Source organism: Ignavibacteria bacterium (assembly GCA_016873775.1).
Lineage (GTDB): Bacteria > Bacteroidota > Ignavibacteria > UBA10030 > F1-140-MAGs086 > JAGXRH01.
Window position 1 is genome coordinate 1 of sequence record VGWC01000027.1, and the last position, 16404, is coordinate 16404.

The 16404-nt window shown below is 41.6% G+C and carries 10 protein-coding genes, 2 tRNA genes and 3 rRNA genes; 3 read left to right on the plus strand and 12 right to left on the minus strand.

Features of this window, described 5'->3' with window-relative positions:
* The first annotated feature begins 78 nt into the window (after positions 1–78).
* The gene (locus tag FJ218_05430; protein ID MBM4166346.1) at positions 79–3285 is read left to right on the plus strand and encodes a T9SS type A sorting domain-containing protein; all 3207 of its coding nucleotides are present in this window, start codon (positions 79–81) and stop codon (positions 3283–3285) included.
* A gap of 75 nt (positions 3286–3360) precedes the next feature.
* On the opposite strand, the gene ruvA is transcribed toward FJ218_05430, so the two are convergent.
* From ruvA to dnaN, 7 genes are all read right to left on the minus strand, one after another.
* Positions 3361–3957, minus strand: a complete 597-nt coding sequence (gene ruvA / locus FJ218_05435; GenBank protein MBM4166347.1) for a Holliday junction branch migration protein RuvA — start codon at positions 3955–3957, stop codon at positions 3361–3363.
* 18 nt (positions 3958–3975) lie between these two features.
* Positions 3976–4554 carry a crossover junction endodeoxyribonuclease RuvC gene (ruvC, locus tag FJ218_05440; GenBank protein ID MBM4166348.1) on the minus strand — a complete coding sequence of 193 codons (579 nt, stop codon included), beginning with the start codon at positions 4552–4554 and terminating at the stop codon, positions 3976–3978.
* Complete coding sequence (gene gyrB / locus FJ218_05445; GenBank protein ID MBM4166349.1) at positions 4551–6596, minus strand: DNA topoisomerase (ATP-hydrolyzing) subunit B; 2046 nt, start codon at positions 6594–6596, stop codon at positions 4551–4553. Before gyrB ends, ruvC begins: the two co-directional genes overlap by 4 nt.
* A 41-nt stretch (positions 6597–6637) precedes the next feature.
* Positions 6638–7009 carry a four helix bundle protein gene (locus tag FJ218_05450; GenBank protein MBM4166350.1) on the minus strand — a complete coding sequence of 124 codons (372 nt, stop codon included), beginning with the start codon at positions 7007–7009 and terminating at the stop codon, positions 6638–6640.
* A gap of 41 nt (positions 7010–7050) precedes the next feature.
* On the minus strand, positions 7051–7365 hold the full coding sequence (locus tag FJ218_05455) for a DUF721 domain-containing protein (protein ID MBM4166351.1): 315 nt from the start codon (positions 7363–7365) through the stop codon (positions 7051–7053).
* 26 nt (positions 7366–7391) lie between these two features.
* Complete coding sequence (recF, locus tag FJ218_05460; protein MBM4166352.1) at positions 7392–8549, minus strand: DNA replication/repair protein RecF; 1158 nt, start codon at positions 8547–8549, stop codon at positions 7392–7394.
* 86 nt (positions 8550–8635) lie between these two features.
* Positions 8636–9760, minus strand: coding sequence for a DNA polymerase III subunit beta (gene dnaN, locus FJ218_05465; GenBank protein MBM4166353.1), 1125 nt, complete (start codon positions 9758–9760; stop codon positions 8636–8638).
* 292 nt (positions 9761–10052) lie between these two features.
* Between dnaN and FJ218_05470 the strand changes: the two genes are divergently transcribed.
* A complete protein-coding gene (locus tag FJ218_05470; GenBank protein MBM4166354.1) occupies positions 10053–10235 on the plus strand; it encodes a hypothetical protein in 183 nt (60 codons plus the stop codon).
* A complete protein-coding gene (locus FJ218_05475; protein ID MBM4166355.1) occupies positions 10216–10854 on the plus strand; it encodes a hypothetical protein in 639 nt (212 codons plus the stop codon). The genes FJ218_05470 and FJ218_05475 overlap by 20 nt, the downstream gene beginning before the upstream one ends.
* Before the next feature lie 267 nt (positions 10855–11121).
* Here the strand turns inward: FJ218_05475 and rrf are convergent.
* The 5 genes from rrf to FJ218_05500 form a co-directional block, all read right to left on the minus strand.
* A 5S ribosomal RNA gene (gene rrf, locus FJ218_05480) occupies positions 11122–11238 on the minus strand.
* 78 nt (positions 11239–11316) lie between these two features.
* Positions 11317–14346: ribosomal RNA gene (locus tag FJ218_05485) — 23S ribosomal RNA — on the minus strand.
* Between the two features lie 200 nt (positions 14347–14546).
* Positions 14547–14619, minus strand: a tRNA-Ala gene (locus FJ218_05490).
* Positions 14620–14649: 30 nt separating this feature from the next.
* Positions 14650–14723, minus strand: a tRNA-Ile gene (locus tag FJ218_05495).
* An 81-nt stretch (positions 14724–14804) separates the two neighbouring features.
* Positions 14805–16329: ribosomal RNA gene (locus FJ218_05500) — 16S ribosomal RNA — on the minus strand.
* The 16S, 23S and 5S rRNA genes sit together here with 2 tRNA genes alongside, the layout of an rRNA operon.
* Positions 16330–16404: the final 75 nt, after the last annotated feature.

Here is a 16404-nt window from a genome sequence, read left to right on the forward strand (position 1 = left end):
AATATTGCGAATTCTTTTTCAAAAAAATTACCAACGCGTAATGAACGCCTACAACATTTCAAAAGCAGAAAAAAACACTTGCAAAAACGTACACAAAAAAACTCTGCCGCGCGTTCTCTCTTTGCCGTACGCAATAACACGATTACTTTTCTTACTGGCGAAACAGGAATTAGCGCGTTGAGTGTGTATGAAAGCGAAGTAGATATTTCTCATAATTCCATCACCAATCAATACGGAGCGGATGTTGGTATTTACAGCGAGTCGCTCGAAGAAGTTCCTTCCGTAGCGATTGAGCAAAATTTTATACGGAATGTTGCAAATGGAATTTTTGTTGATATTATCTACGCAAGCGAAGATGTCGGTAGCGGAACAGTCAACATTAATTCCAATAATATCGAAAGCGGAAACAACGGATTATATTTCCCCGATGTGAATTGCAGACACGCATCAATGAGTATGAACACCGTTCGCGCTATTACAGAAAAAACTCGCGAACAACATTCTCCAACGCAACAGAATACTTTTACCGGCGAAATTGGCATCTTCACAGAAGCGTGGGGAGTATTGGAAGCAGATAGCAATAGCATTGAAGGATTTGCAAGCGCGTTCGAATTATACTGCGAACTCTTGACGAGTATCAGCGGAAATACTATTACAGAAACGGAAAATGCAATTTATCTTGATTACGATATTTATTCGGATAGTTTGATAATTGATAACAATATTATTTCTCATTGCCTTGGGGATGCAAACATTTTATTGGGTTCCTTTTACAATGATGAAATTTTTAACAGCCGAGTAAGTATTTCCGGTAATACTATTGATAATACAAATGCGGACGCGATTGAGAACGCAATCTATATCGAAAGTGTTCTTAGCCATTTACTTGAAGTAAATAACAATACGATTGTTCATACTCCCGGAGTTGGAATATATCTTGGAGAGTTTGAAGGATATTCTGAATTCAAGAAAAATACTTCTTCAAAAAATGGAAAGGAAAAAGAAGTTCGGTCGCAAGATAAATTTCGTGGTAAACGGCTTTCGGGATTACAACGAAAAAATCAATTTGACAGACAGACGCATAAAGATAAACGAATCAGGAATCGCCGCGATGAATCTTCAAAGAAGCAACCATTGAAACACCTAAATTTTCCTACGGCTATGATTTCTTTGAACAACAATTCTATTTCGCTTGCACAAGACGGTTATGAACCGAGTGGAGTTTTTTGTGGTGGATTTTCATACGCATCGGTGGATATACGAGGCAATTCAATCATATCAGAAACACAAGAAGCGTGGGGAATGTATGTGGATAATATTTACGAAACATACATCATTAGAATTGAACAGAACAGTATTAAAAATGTATCGGATGGTTTATCTGTTTACAGTATCGAATACTCCTATGATTATGAAGAACCAACGATTCTTTCTTTGATTGGTAATTCGGCGGAAAACTACGCCGGCAACGGGTTATACATTGGGGATGTAGATAATGCTTCCGAAATAACAATATCCGAAAACGATTTAAAAGGAGTTTCTACAAACACTATTTTAGACGATGGCATCACGGTTTATGGAGACTGCAAAAAAATTATATGTAATGATAATATTGTAAGTAATTTTTCCGTGGGGATGGAATTTGATACTGATTGCTTGTATGGAGTTTTTTCGAGAAATCAAATTAGCAAAAATGTTTTAGGAATGTCTCTCTCTGTTAATGATTTTTATGTTGAGCCATTAATTTCATCTCATTATTTTTTTGAAAAAAATACATTCACTTTTAATGAAACAGCACTAGAATTTTGGGGTGAAATTTTTATACCATTGCTTTTTCGAGAAAACAACATTCGTTCGAATATTTCCAATGGATTGGTTATTTATGGAAGTAGTGTTTTCATTCAATCAAATCACTTGTATAATAATGGCGGTTTAGATTTAGAAAACAACAGTTCTGCTTCTCTCAACGCCGAATACAATTGGTGGGGACCAACAACAACAGCAGAAATGAACAGCAATCCGTATCCGAGCAATATTTCCGCGATTTACGATTCGTTTGATAACAACAGTATAGGATTTGTAAACTATAAAAACTGGCTTCAGGATTCTGTAAAAATACTGCGGGGAATAATTTTGGGAAAGGCATTTGAAGATTATGAAGGAAACGGACTTTATGATGACGAAGACTTCATAGAAAACAGAAAAATTATTCTTTCGGGTGCGGCGAATGAAACAACATACACCGATGAATTTGGTTCATATTCCTTTACAAATCTTTTGCCGGGAACGTATTATATTTATCAAATTCTCCCGAATGATTGGGTGCAAACATTTCCGGATTCACAATACACAATTATTATTGACAGCAATGAAGTTGAATTGGGAAAATTTTTCGGAAGTTTCAAATTCGCAAGCGCGAGCGGATATGTTTTCAATGATAAAAATGGAAACGGAATAAAAGACAACAACGAAGCATTTCTTGAAAACTGGAAAGTAAAATTGACAGGAGTAAGAAATGATTCGGCATTAACAAATTCAACCGGTGAATACCAGTTTCATCAACTTACTCCCGGAGACTATGAAATACAATTAGTTCTTAAACAAGGATGGAGGTATACTCATCCGAGTTCCGGTAATTGGTATAGACTTATTTCTAGCGGTGATTCTATACCTTCGTTTCATTTCGGCGTATATCAACCGGGAAAAATCAGCGGATTTGTTTTCAACGATGCAGATAGCAACGGCGTTCGCGATTCCAATGAAGTAGGGTTAAGCGGATGGAAAGTTTTTCTTTCGGGGGCGAAAAGCGATTCGATAATGAGTAACTCATTCGGCTATTATGAATTTGACCGTTTGTTTTCAGGAACATATACTGTTCGCGAACAGAGAAAACCGCAATGGATTCAAACTTCTCCGCCAATGGCTGTGTATCAAATTATTTTGGACGACGGGCTCGTACACGAAAATATAAACTTTGGAAATTATCTACCTCTGCTTGGGATTTATGATAAAAATTCTCCGCTGCAATTTTCCCTTTCACAAAATTATCCGAATCCGTTTAATCCCGTTACGCACTTTCAGTTTTCGCTTGCGAAGGAAGAATTTGTTTCGCTAAAAATTTACAATCTCATCGGCGAAGACATTGCAACGCTTCTCAGCAAAGAACTTCCGGCGGGAACATATTCCGTTGAGTGGAACGCAGAAAAATTTTCCAACGGTATGTATTTCTATCGCTTGCAAGCGGGCAAATTTGTTGACGCGAAAAAATTGTTGTTGCAAAAATAATTTCCTTTCCGCGGTAATACCAATGGCGATTCCTCAAAAAAAGAAATCGCCATTTAATTTTGTAATAGGAAATTGTTACGTTTTCTTCAACGAACGTTTGATAATTTCTTCAACGGATAATGTTCCCTCGTTTGATTGTTGAACAATAGTACGTACCGTTTGCTCTGCTTGAATTCTGTTGTAACCAAGCGATGTTAACGCATTTATAGATTCCGTAACCACAGAGGTTTGCGCATACGGAATTGATACGAACGATTCTTTCACTTCCACTTTTCCGAGTTTGTCGCGCAATTCCACAATCAAACGTTCTGCGGTTTTTTTGCCGACGCCGGAAATCGTTGTAAGCAACGTTACGTTTTGCGAAAAAATTGCATTGCGTAATTCTTCCGTATTCATTCCGGAAAGAATTGTTTGTGCCATTTTCGGACCGATGCCAGAAACCGTAATTAACAATCTAAACATTTCGCGTTCGAATTCTGTCGCAAAGCCGAAGAGTTGTATTGTATCTTCGCGAACGTACAAATGCGTGAAGAGTTGAATTTCTTTTGAAGAATGCTCCAACGCTTGAAATGTTGAAAGAGAAATTGATGCCGCATAACCAACGCCATTGACATCAACAACTATTTCTGTTGGAGATTTGTGAAGTACTTTCCCACGAAGAAGTGCAATCATAATTCAGATTACAGAATACTAATTTCGGATAACAAGTTTTTGGGGATTCTGTTCAAGAAATGATCTCCAGTTTTTGAATCGTTTTGCTCTTTGTTGCAAAAGAATATTTGAAGAATAATTTCTCGAATTGAAATGGCACAGGGCAACGGCAAGCGCATCTGTTTCATCGAAATGTTTTGGCGCAGATTTTAATTTCAACAATCGCTGAACCATTGCCTGCACTTGTTCTTTCGATGCGTTGCCATAGCCGACAACGGATTTTTTTACTTCGCGCGGAGAATATTCATATACGGGAAGATTGTTCAACACGCCGACAAGCATTGCAACACCGCGCGCGTGTCCGAGTTTCATTGCAGATTGCGCATTCTTTCCGTAAAACATAGTTTCGATTGCAACCTCTCCCGGATTGAATTTTTTTACAAGTAACGAAAGCGCTTCAAAAATTTCTTTCAATCGCATCGGCATTGTGTCTTTCGGATTAAGAAGTATTGCATCGCTGAAAAGAATACGTATTTCTTTTTTTTGTTTTGAAGTTGTATCAAGAATTCCAACGCCGGTAATGCGTGTGCCGGGGTCAATGCCGAGGATGGTCATCACACATCCAAATTTCTCACATACTTCGCATTCTTCTCGATGAATTGACGACGCGGTTCGACTTCATCGCCCATCAAAATGGAAAACGTTCTATCGGCATCGGCGGCATTTTCCAGCGTTACTTGCAACACGGTTCGCGTTTCGGGATTCATTGTTGTTGACCATAATTGTTCCGGTGTCATTTCTCCCAAACCTTTGTAGCGGGAAATCACAACGTTTCCTTTTTTCACCGGCGCTTCACCTTCTGCAATTGCAACTTCTTCTCCCGTTTCTTCTTCCTCGACTTCTTTTTCACTTCCATTTTTCTTTTCAGATTTTAAGCGTTTCAAAATATCATCGCGCTCTTCATCATCGTACGCATAAAATTCTTGCTTACCTTTTTTTAATTTATACAACGGCGGTTGCGCAATATATACATGTCCAAGTTCTACGAGCTCTTTCATATGGCGGAACAACAACGTGAGCAACAACGTGCGGATATGCGAACCATCAACATCGGCATCGCACATCAGAATAATTTTATTGTATCGAAGTTTTTCCGGATTGAAACCGTCACCGACACCTGTTCCGATCGCAGTAAAAATTGCGCGGATTTCTTCATTCTCCAACATTTTGTGCAAGCGCGCTTTTTCCACGTTCAAAATTTTTCCTTTCAGCGGAAGTATCGCTTGAAATTTTCTATCGCGCCCTTGCTTTGCGCTACCGCCTGCAGAATCTCCCTCAACCAAATACAACTCGCAATGTTCCGGATCGTTGATGGAACAATCCGCAAGTTTTCCTGGAAGTCCGCCGCCGTCAAGCGCATTTTTTCTTCGCGCAAGTTCTCTCGCTTTTCTTGCGGCTTCTCGTGCTTCTGCGGCGCGTAAACATTTTTCGATTATATTTTTTGCTACACTCGGATTTTCTTCGAGCCACGTTGAAAGTTGTTCGCCGACAACGCCTTCAACAATTCCTTTTATTTCGCTGTTGCCGAGTTTCGTTTTTGTCTGTCCCTCAAATTGCGGTTCCGGAACTTTCACGCTGACAACTGCCGTCAATCCTTCACGAAAATCATCACCGGTGAGTTGAATTTTTGCATCTTTGATGAGATTATTTTTCGATGCGTGATTATTCAACGTGCGCGTGAGTGACGTTCTAAAACCAACGAGATGTGTTCCTCCTTCGTGCGTGTTGATGTTGTTCACGTACGAAAACAAATTTTCACTGTAACCATTGTTATACTGAAACGCTACTTCTACTTCCACCGTTCGCCCGCTTTCGTCTTCGCCTTTTCCACTTGCGTAAAAAGATTTTTTCATTATGGAAGGGCGCGTTGCATCAGTGTATTTCAAAAACTCGAGCAATCCGCCTTTGAAATGAAATGTTTCTTCTTGTTGCGTTGCTTCTTCTTTCAGTGTGAGCGTAACGGATGGATTCAGAAACGCAAGTTCGCGCAACCGTTCTGCAATAATTTCAAACTTGAATGTTCTGTTTTTGAAAATTGTTCCATCAGGATAAAATGTAACTTTTGTTCCCGTTCCTTGTTTGCCCGCTTTGCCGATTACTTTTACTGCTTCTACCGGATCGCCTTTTTTATATTTTTGAAAATGAATTTTTCCGTCGCGCACAACTTCGACTTCGAGCCATTCGCTTAACGCATTTACAACGGAAACGCCAACTCCATGCAATCCACCGGAAACTTTGTATGAATCTTTATCGAACTTTCCTCCCGCGTGCAACACGGTCATTACAACTTCAAGAGCGCTGCGTTTTTCTTCGGGATGAATGTCCACGGGAATTCCGCGACCATTATCTTGCACGGAAACAGAACCGTCTTTGTTGAACGTAACGTTGACATCGGTGCAATATCCCGCGAGCGCTTCGTCTATCGAGTTATCAACGACTTCATACACGAGATGGTGTAATCCGCGAGAACTGACATCGCCAATATACATCGCCGGACGACGACGCACTGCTTCAAGTCCTTTTAAAACGGTAATGTCATCAGCGGTGTACGTTTCGCCGTTTGTTTTTTCTTCGAGTTCTTCTAATTTGTTTTTTGCCATATTTTAAATTGTAATTTGCAATTCGTAATTAGTAATTGGTATTATTTTTCTTTTGGGGTCTGTTGTTTGTTTACTTTTATATACGCATTTAATTTTGGAGAAAGTAATTGCAAGACTTTCTTTAACGCGTTTTCTTGTTCTGCGGTTAATAGATTTCTTTTCTTTGCTCTTCGTAACCAATGGCGTGTTTCAAGTAGTGAACCTCGTGCATAGTAACAGAATTGAATATTCTCTTTATAACTAAATCTTCCGAATCCTTCAGCAATGTTTGCACCGATAGAATCTGCGGCTCGAACTAATTGTTTTCCAATCGTATCTTTTGCAAACCAATCCAAAGAAATACAAATTTCCCAAACTAAATCCGCAAGCGTTTCAGAAAGTTGATAAACTTCTAAATCTTCTAATCGTAGCATAATCCGAATTCCAATTACAAATTACTAATTACCAATTACTATCACCGAAACTTTATATCCTTCACAATTCCCTCTCCCACGAGAGAGGAAATTTTTTTCAAAATATTTTCTTTGTAAAAAAGTAATTCGTTACGCCACGCGCTTGATGTTACGCTAACAAATAATGTGTCCTTATCGAATCGTTCCGGTTTTGTTACGTTTGCAATATGTTCGCCGACGATTGAATTCCATTCGTTCAACACTTTTCCTTGCGCAATGCCGTGTGCTAATCCCAGTGATTGAATTGCATTATGAAGAACAGAATTCAATTCTTTTGGATAAGAGTTTGTTCGTTGTCGAGAAAAATGTTTTCGCATAATTGTCAATCGTCAGTAGGCAGTTGTCAGTTATTGTCAAGGTTATATTCCAACTGACTATTCAATACTTTTCCATCATCAACTGTAAACTTTTTATTCTCTTCACCATACAACAGAATTTCATCAAGCGAATCGGAATTTGTTGTCGTTACAAATGTTTGTCCGTGTTTGCGAACTAAATCTAAAACTTTTTGTGCGCGTTGTTCGTCGAGTTCGCTGAAAACATCGTCGAGCAAAAACATCGGCGTTTCGCTGCACGCATTTTTCAAATAATGAAACTCCGCCATTTTCAACGCAACGAGAAATGTTTTATGTTGTCCTTGCGAAGCAAATTTTCTCAATTCAAATCCGTTCAAACGAAAATCAATTTCATCGTGATGAGGACCAACAACCGAATTTCCAATAGCAAGTTCGCGCAGTTTTTCTTTTTGCAATTCTTCGGAAAGCAACATTTCAAGTTCAAACAGTGAAGAATTGTTCGTTAAAGAAATTTGCGGCGCGTACGTTAAACTCGGTTGTTCATCACGCTCGACAATTTCTTCATACGCAGTTGCAACATACGTTTGAAAATGTTGAATGAATTCATTGCGCTTTTTTATTACGTTTGCACTTGCTTCGATGAATTGCTCATTCCACGTTTCAAAACTATTATCGAGTTGCTTTCGAGAAATTTTTGCTTCGTGAAGAAATGCGTTGCGATGTTTTAAAATGCGGCGAAACGTTTGCAATTGTTCGAGATACACGCGCGACGATTGGCACAACACAAAATCCACAAACGCTCTTCGTTCACTCGGAGAACCAAACGTAATTGCGGAATGATGCGGCGAAAGAATCACAATCGGAAATTTTCCGAGCACCGATGAACGCGGCTCAACATTTTGTTTGTTAATCGTGAAAACTTTTTCAGCGGTAGAAATTTGATGCGCAACGCGAACATTGTATTCCACGCCATTATCCGAAATCATTTTTCCCGCAACGTCAAACAATTCTTCTCCGTGTTTACACACGAACGAATCGCTCGCCGATAAAAAACTTTTTGTGAGCGAAAGGAAACTGATTGCTTCGAGAATGTTCGTTTTGCCTTGTCCGTTATCGCCGACAAGGATATTCACGCCATCGGCAAAATCAAGTTGCGATAAACCATGCTTTCGAAAATTTCGAAGACGAAGAGAGGAAAGTTGCAATGCATTTGAAAGTTATTTGTTAATAGTTATACGTTACCAGTAGATATCGTATGACAAATAACTATTAACAGATAACTAATAACTTTTTATGAATTCAATCTCACCGGCATAACGAGCATCAACACGTCTTCATTCTCCGTATTTTGTGCGGGTTTGAACATTGCGGCGCGCGTTGACGTACTCAACGAAAGAATGATTTCTTCGTTTTCCAAATGTGAGAGCGCATCAGCTATATATCCAGCGTTGAATCCGATTTCAATTTCTTCGTTCGAATTTTCGCACGCAAGTTCCTCGTTCGCACTTTGGTTTCCTCCGGAAAGCCCGATATCTTCTGCGGCAACAATGATTTCTTTTTTCTTGATAGAAAGCCGAAGTTGTTTGGTTTCCGAGTTGGTATAAAGCCCAATACGACGAACGGCTTGCAAGAAATCTTCGCGATTGATGCGTACGTTTTTGTCGTTATCGGTGGGAATAACGGCTTCGTAATTCGGATATTTTTCGTTCACTAAGCGTGTGTACAGTGTTGTTGCATCGAAAGAAAATTTCGCTTGGTTTTCATCGTGTGTTATCGTGCAAGAGTTTTCATCAAGAGAGCGCACCAATATTTGCAACGCTTTTTGCGGAACGATGAGGTCGCGCTTTCCTTCGTTGGCGATGTTCTTATTTTTAATGCGCACTAACCGATGTCCATCGGTTGCTACGGTGCGCAATTCTGTTCCAAGGAACTCAAAAAGTACGCCCGTCATTGCGGGACGCAAATCATCGGTGCTTGCGGCAAAGGTTGTTCTCGTAATGATTTTTCGAAGCGTTTCGGGTTCAAACGTAACTTTTTCCGAGGACTTAAATTCGCTGACTTGGGGAAAATCTTCCGCGTTTTGTCCCGTGAGATGATACGTTCCTTTTTCGGTTGTGAGCGCAATTTTTTTTGAAGCAATATTTGCTGCAAAATTTACACTCGTGTTTTGCGGAAGTGCCTGCACAGTATTTAAGATTATTGACGCTGGCACCGCTATTTTCCCATTCGTGTTCCCTTTGACGCTCGTTGTTACTACCATTGTAATTTCTAAATTCGTTGCTGTAACCGTAAGTGTTGTTCCCGACACTTCGAACAAAAAATGGTCGAGAATCGGAAGCGGCGATTTCGAAGGGACAACGGAAAATGCTTTGCTTAATACTTTGAGTAATCCACCGCCGGTGGTGCTAAATTTCATAGAAACTCCAGAAAAAATTGAAGAAAATATTATTCATTATTGAGGTGAATTTGTTGTAAAAATGCGGGGAAAACTTACTAAAAAACATATTCATTTTCAAAAGAAATGTTGGGAAGAAAAGTGAAATTTTCTTCAATGTTTTTTAAGGAAAAATTTCTATCGTAACAAAGAGGTGCAGAGATTTTTTTAGAAATCGAATTGAGTATATTTTCGCCCGAAAAAAATAATTATGATTTCCTACGCACAAGAAATAGAACAATTCCAATAATATCTGACAGAAATAGGTTAGGGATTGACGGTTGTTTATTATTTCAGCCGTTTCGATGAAGTAATCACACGCATCAAACCGGAATATGCAAAACAGCACGGAATATTTTTTACAGATAATAACTTGAGCAAATTCGCGCTGTGGTTTGTGCACGAATTTTTTGAAGAGCGATTGAGCGACAAATATATTGTTCTTGACCCTTATTAAAAGTTATTGCGCTTATGACTTAGATTCTGCAAAATCAACTTTTATTTGGTTTGCTTTGACAAAAGCATTGAATGGAGTTTATCCCGTGTGGGCAAATCAATTTGATATTTGGTCGCCGAAGATTTCCAAACAAAAAGAAAAATATTTTTACTCGTTGTGCTTTGCGTTTGGTTTGGCAGAAAACAGATGTGTTGTTACAAAATTTGAAAAAGATAATCCCGTTGTTGGCGCACCGGAAGTGTTTGTAGATAATCCGATGTGTCCGACAAATCAAGAATCGTTTTGGTCAACAACACTCGACAAAGAAATTTCTGCAAAGCCAGCATTAGCATCGGAGTTGGTTGCGCTCATCAAACAATTATACAAAACGTGGAATCTCAAATACTGCAAGGGACAAGTTTTGAAAAGCGTTGGCTTTCAAGATGAAGCGTATTTCAAGTATTTCGATTACAAAGATTTTCTCACGCCGCACTCGGGGCTGATTCAAATAAAAAAATACGCAGAGTTGCACTACAAAGAAGATTTGCTTTTACAGTTTGAAAAAATTTCCACAAAGACCAAAGAAGTGCGCGAAGAAATTTATCATTTGCTGGTGGAGGAGTTTAAGTACTTTGAGTGAGAGGAAATAAGCGTAAAGAAATCCTCAACTTCTTCAAACCTTGCCTATTCTCATCATGAAGACGTATAATAACCAAACAAAAAGGCCTCTTTTTCAACTTCCTCATTCTCTCCTTTTCGGTTTTTTTGCCTTTTTTCTTCAAAGGTAGCGAAAACATATTCTAAATTACGGCGTCCCAAATGCAAACGTATGGCTTTATTTTACAAATATGGGACTCCATTTAAAATAAAATGCCCCATCGTTGTAGCGATGAGGCATTAAAAAAAATCCTGGCGACCTCCTACTCTCCCACACCGTTACCAGTGAAGTACCATCGGCGCATAAGGGCTTAACTGCTGTGTTCGGAAAGGGAACAGGTGTTTCCCCTTCGCCATAGTCACCAGAAAAACATAGAGAAAAACAAATTCGAACTGAAAAAATAAACCTTTAAGAAATGGGCGACTCTTTGAACGATTAATAAATAAAACTGGCTAAGTTGTTCGGACTATTAGTACCACTCGACTCATCCATTACTGGATTTACATCTATGGCCTATCAACGTAGTCATCTTCTACGGTCCTTGTTCCCATATTACTGGGAAGAGATACCTAATCTTGGAGCGGGTTTCGCACTTAGATGCTTTCAGCGCTTATCCCATCCGGACATGGCTACCCTGCGTTTGCCGCTGGCGCGACAACAGGTACACCGTAGGTCCGGTCACTCTGGTCCTCTCGTACTAGGAGCGAGTCTCCTCAAGTATCTTACGCCCACATAGGATAGGGACCGAACTGTCTCACGACGTTCTGAACCCAGCTCACGTACCGCTTTAATTGGCGAACAGCCAAACCCTTGGGACCTTCTCCAGCCCCAGGATGCGATGAGCCGACATCGAGGTGCCAAACCTCGCCGTCGATATGAACTCTTGGGCGAGATCAGCCTGTTATCCCCGGAGTAGCTTTTATCCTTTGAGCGATGGCCCTTCCACGCGGGACCATCGGATCACTAAGCCCTGCTTTCGCATCTGCTTGACTTGTAGGTCTCGCAGTTAAGCTCTCTTGTGTCTTTACACTCGACGCATGATTACCAACCATGCTGAGAGAACCTTTGGGAGCCTCCGTTACAATTTAGGAGGCGACCGCCCCAGTCAAACTACCCGCCTAACACTGTTCCTATGCCGGTTTCACGGCACGAGGTTAGAATTCAAACAAAACAAGGGTGGTATTTCACCGTTGACTCTGTCGAAACTAGCGTTCCGACTTCAACGTCTCCCACCTATCCTACACATGCTTTGCCCGAACTCAATGTTAAGGTATAGTAAAGCTTCACGGGGTCTTTCCGTCCATATGCGGGTAACCGGCGTCTTCACCGGTACCACAATTTCACCGAGCCCATGGTCGAGACAGTGACCAAATCGTTACACCATTCGTGCAGGTCGGAACTTACCCGACAAGGAATTTCGCTACCTTAGGACCGTTATAGTTACGGCCGCCGTTTACTGGGGCTTCGGTTGAGAGCTTTGCTTGCGCTAACCCCCTTCCTTAACCTTCCAGCACCGGGCAGGTGTCACACCCTATACATCCACTTAACGTGTTAGCAGAGTGATGTGTTTTTGTTAAACAGTCGCTTGGCCCATTTCACTGCGACCTAGTTCTGCTTGTGTTGTACACACTTACATACTTTAGGCACCGCTTATCCCGAAGTTACGCGGCTAATTTGCCGAGTTCCTTGACCATGGCTCACTCGAGCACCTTAGAATACTCTTCTCATCTACCTGTGTCGGTTTACGGTACGGTCTGAATACAATCTTTAATACGAAGCTTTTCTTGGCAGCATGATTTGGAACAGTTTGTTCCCTTGCGGGATCCCATTCGGCTCTCGGCGATAACTAAGATGCGGGTTTTCCAACACCTTACACCTACGGCCTTAGACCATCTAATCCAAAAGATGGCTGTTCTTACACTTCTGCGAAACTCCTTATTATCAAGCAATTATATCCAGGCACAGGAATATTCAACCTGTTTTCCATCACCTACGCCTTTCGGCCTTGGCTTAGGATCCGGCTAACCCTGAGACGATGAACGTAGCTCAGGAAACCTTAGATTTTCGGTGGGTAAGATTATCACTTACCTTATCGTTACTTATGCCTACATCTGCGTTTCAATTCGCTCCAACAGTTATCGCTAACTATCTTCTATGCAGAATTGAATGCTCCCCTACCATTCGCCTTTCAGCGAATTCATAGCTTCGGTATGGAGTTTGAGTCCCGAGAATTATCGGCGCCGAGTCGCTTGACTAGTGAGCTATTACGCACTCTTTAAATGAATGGCTGCTTCTAAGCCAACATCCTAGTTGTCAAAGCAACTCAACATCCTTTCTCTATTAACTCCTATTTGGGGACCTTAGCTGATGATCTGGATTGTTCTCCTCTCGGCGTCGAAGCTTATCCCTCGTCGCCTGTCTCCCAAAAAACATGTCTTCGGAATTCGGAGTTTGTCTGGGTTTGGTATCGTTGTGACGACCCTAGCCCAATCAGTGCTCTACCTCCGAGACACTATATTTTGAGGCTAGCCCTAAAGCTATTTCGGGGAGTGCGAGCTATCACCCGGTTCGATTAGCTTTTCACTCCTATCCACAAGTCATCCAAGTAGTTTTCAACCCACACTGGTTCGGACCTCCATGGGGTTTTATCCCCACTTCATCCTGCTCATGGATAGATCACCGGATTTCGCGTCTACCGCACATAACTATTTCGCCCTATTCAGACTTGCTTTCGCTATGAATTCTGGACTAAGTCCATTATTCTTGCTACATACGAGTAAGTCGTAGGCTCATTAAGCAAAAGGCACGCCGTCACCATTTATCTGCATTGCTACAAATAAACGGCTCCGACCGTTTGTAAGCGTTTGGTTTCAGGTACTATTTCACCCTCCTGCTAGGAGTGCTTTTCACCTTTCCCTCGCGGTACTTGTTCACTATCGGTCACCAATGAGTATTTAGCCTTAGAGGATGGTTCCTCCAGATTCCCACAGAGTTTCACTTATTCCGTGGTACTTGGGTTTATGCGCCAAAGAGCCAACGTGTTTTCGCTTACGGGACTTTCACCCTTTGTCGTTCGCTTTTCCACGCGATTCAACTAACACATTGGTTTTTTACTCTTCGTCTTTAATGCAAATTAGACCACGCACATCCCGCTACACCCTGATGTAACGGTTGCATCCTTACACATCTATAGGTTTAGGCTGTTCCGAGTTCGCTCGTCACTACTAACGGAATCGTTCTTACTTTCTCTTCCTGGGGGTACTGAGATATTTCACTTCCCCCCGTTGGCTCACGCTTGCATATGAATTCTGCAAACAGTTCTTGGGTATTACCCCAAGTTGGTTTCCCAATTCGGAAATCGTCGAGTTATAGGTTATTTCCACCTACCCGACGCTTATCGCAGGTTATCACGTCCTTCATCGCCTTCTGGTGCCAAGGCATCCACCAAACGCTCTTAAATAACTTAACCAAAAATACTTATTAATCTATCAGATAGATTTCGCCCATTCTTAAGGCAAAAATCAAAATGTTTTCGAGTTTGTAAATAACACAGAATAATACTTTTGTTGCTTTGTTAAGCTTATATTATTATATGCTATTTATCTCTATTTTCAAAGAACTATCATCGTCAACTTTCTTATACTATACGTAACAGAAAGTAATGGATGAAAAAGTGGAGCTAAGCGGGATCGAACCGCTAGCCTCATGGTTGCAAACCATGCGCTCTCCCAATTGAGCTATAGCCCCAGCATACTGCTGGATATATTCCTCCATACGTGGGCCTGGGTAGAGTTGAACTACCGACCTCACGCTTATCAGGCGTGCGCTCTAACCACCTGAGCTACAGGCCCATTTGAATCCGTATATAAAATAGTGTTAAAGCCCTGGGTAAAAATAGATTTCGAAGTGAAATTCTATAAATTGAATTTCTCCTAAGAAAGGAGGTGATCCAGCCGCACCTTCCGGTACGGCTACCTTGTTACGACTTAGCCCCAGTCGCTGGTTTTACCTTAATCGGTAATTACCGGTTTTGGGTACCACCAGTTTCCATGGCTTGACGGGCGGTGTGTACAAGGCCCGGGAACGTATTCACCGCGGCGTGCTGATCCGCGATTACTAGCAATTCCAGCTTCATGGGGTCGGGTTGCAGACCCCAATTCGAACTGAGGCCACTTTTTTGGGATTGGCTCCAACTTGCGTTTTAGCTACCCTTTGTGGTGGCCATTGTAGCACGTGTGTAGCCCTGGATATAAGGGCCATGAGGACTTGACGTCATCCCCACCTTCCTCACTACTTGCGTAGGCAGTCCACCTAAAGTGCTCAACGTTACTTGTTAGCAACTAGGTGTAGGGGTTGCGCTCGTTGCAGGACTTAACCTAACACCTCACGGCACGAGCTGACGACAGCCATGCAGCACCTGTACAAGCGCATATTTCTATGAAAGCGATTTTCATCGCTAGTCGCTTGCTTTTCAAACCCAGGTAAGGTTCTTCGCGTTGCATCGAATTGAACCACATGCTCCACTGCTTGTGCGGGCCCCCGTCAATTCCTTTGAGTTTCAACCTTGCGATCGTACTCCCCAGGTGGGATACTTAATGCGTTAACTCAGATACCGATTTATTCAAACCGACATCGAGTATCCATCGTTTAGGGCGTGGACTACCAGGGTATCTAATCCTGTTCGCTCCCCACGCTTTCGTCTATGAGCGTCAGTAATGAACCAGAAGACCGCCTTCGCAACCGGTGTTCTTCATGATATCTACGCATTTCACTGCTACACCATGAATTCCGTCTTCCTGTTTCATACTCTAGAAAAATAGTATCAGTGGCAATTTTTCGGTTGAGCCGAAAAATTTCACCATAGACTTATTTATCCGCCTGCAGACCCTTTACACCCAGTAATTCCGGACAACGCTTGCACCCTACGTATTACCGCGGCTGCTGGCACGTAGTTAGCCGGTGCTTATTCGCAGAGTACCGTCAAACGCATCATAATACGCTATTCTTCCTCTGCAAAAGAAGTTTACATCCAAACGGACTTCATCCTTCACGCGGCGTCGCTGCTTCAGGCTTTCGCCCATTGAGCAAGATTCCTCACTGCTGCCTCCCGTAGGAGTCTGGACCGTGTCTCAGTTCCAGTGTGGCTGATTATCCTCTCAGATCAGCTACCGATCGTTGCCTTGGTAAGCAATCACCTTACCAACTAGCTAATCGGATACAGGTCCATCATATGGCACTCTTTTGAAGTTTTAATTTTTTGATGATGCCATCAAAAAATATCGTTGGACTTTAATCCCGATTTCTCAGGGTTATTTCCATCCATGTGGTAGGTTACCTATATGTTACTCACCCGTTTGCCGGTTTACTCGTGATATTGCTATCACTTTCTCCCATGACTTGCATGTGTTAGGCACGCCGCCAGCGTTCGTCCTGAGCCAGGATCAAACTCTCCGTAGTAAATTTTTTTCTAAAAATGTTACTCCGAGCATTTTCCTCTGGTTTTTTCAGAATAAAACTCTAGTTTTATCTCAG

What these genes read in the sequence shown, in the direction of transcription:
- gyrB (MBM4166349.1), bottom strand. Translation starts at nt 6,596, where the DNA reads ATGGCAAAAAACAAATTAGAAGAACTCGAAGAAAAAACAAACGGCGAA.
- FJ218_05455 (MBM4166351.1), bottom strand. Translation starts at nt 7,365, where the DNA reads ATGCGAAAACATTTTTCTCGACAACGAACAAACTCTTATCCAAAAGAA.
- FJ218_05450 (MBM4166350.1), bottom strand. Translation starts at nt 7,009, where the DNA reads ATGCTACGATTAGAAGATTTAGAAGTTTATCAACTTTCTGAAACGCTT.
- dnaN (MBM4166353.1), bottom strand. Translation starts at nt 9,760, where the DNA reads ATGAAATTTAGCACCACCGGCGGTGGATTACTCAAAGTATTAAGCAAA.
- ruvA (MBM4166347.1), bottom strand. Translation starts at nt 3,957, where the DNA reads ATGATTGCACTTCTTCGTGGGAAAGTACTTCACAAATCTCCAACAGAA.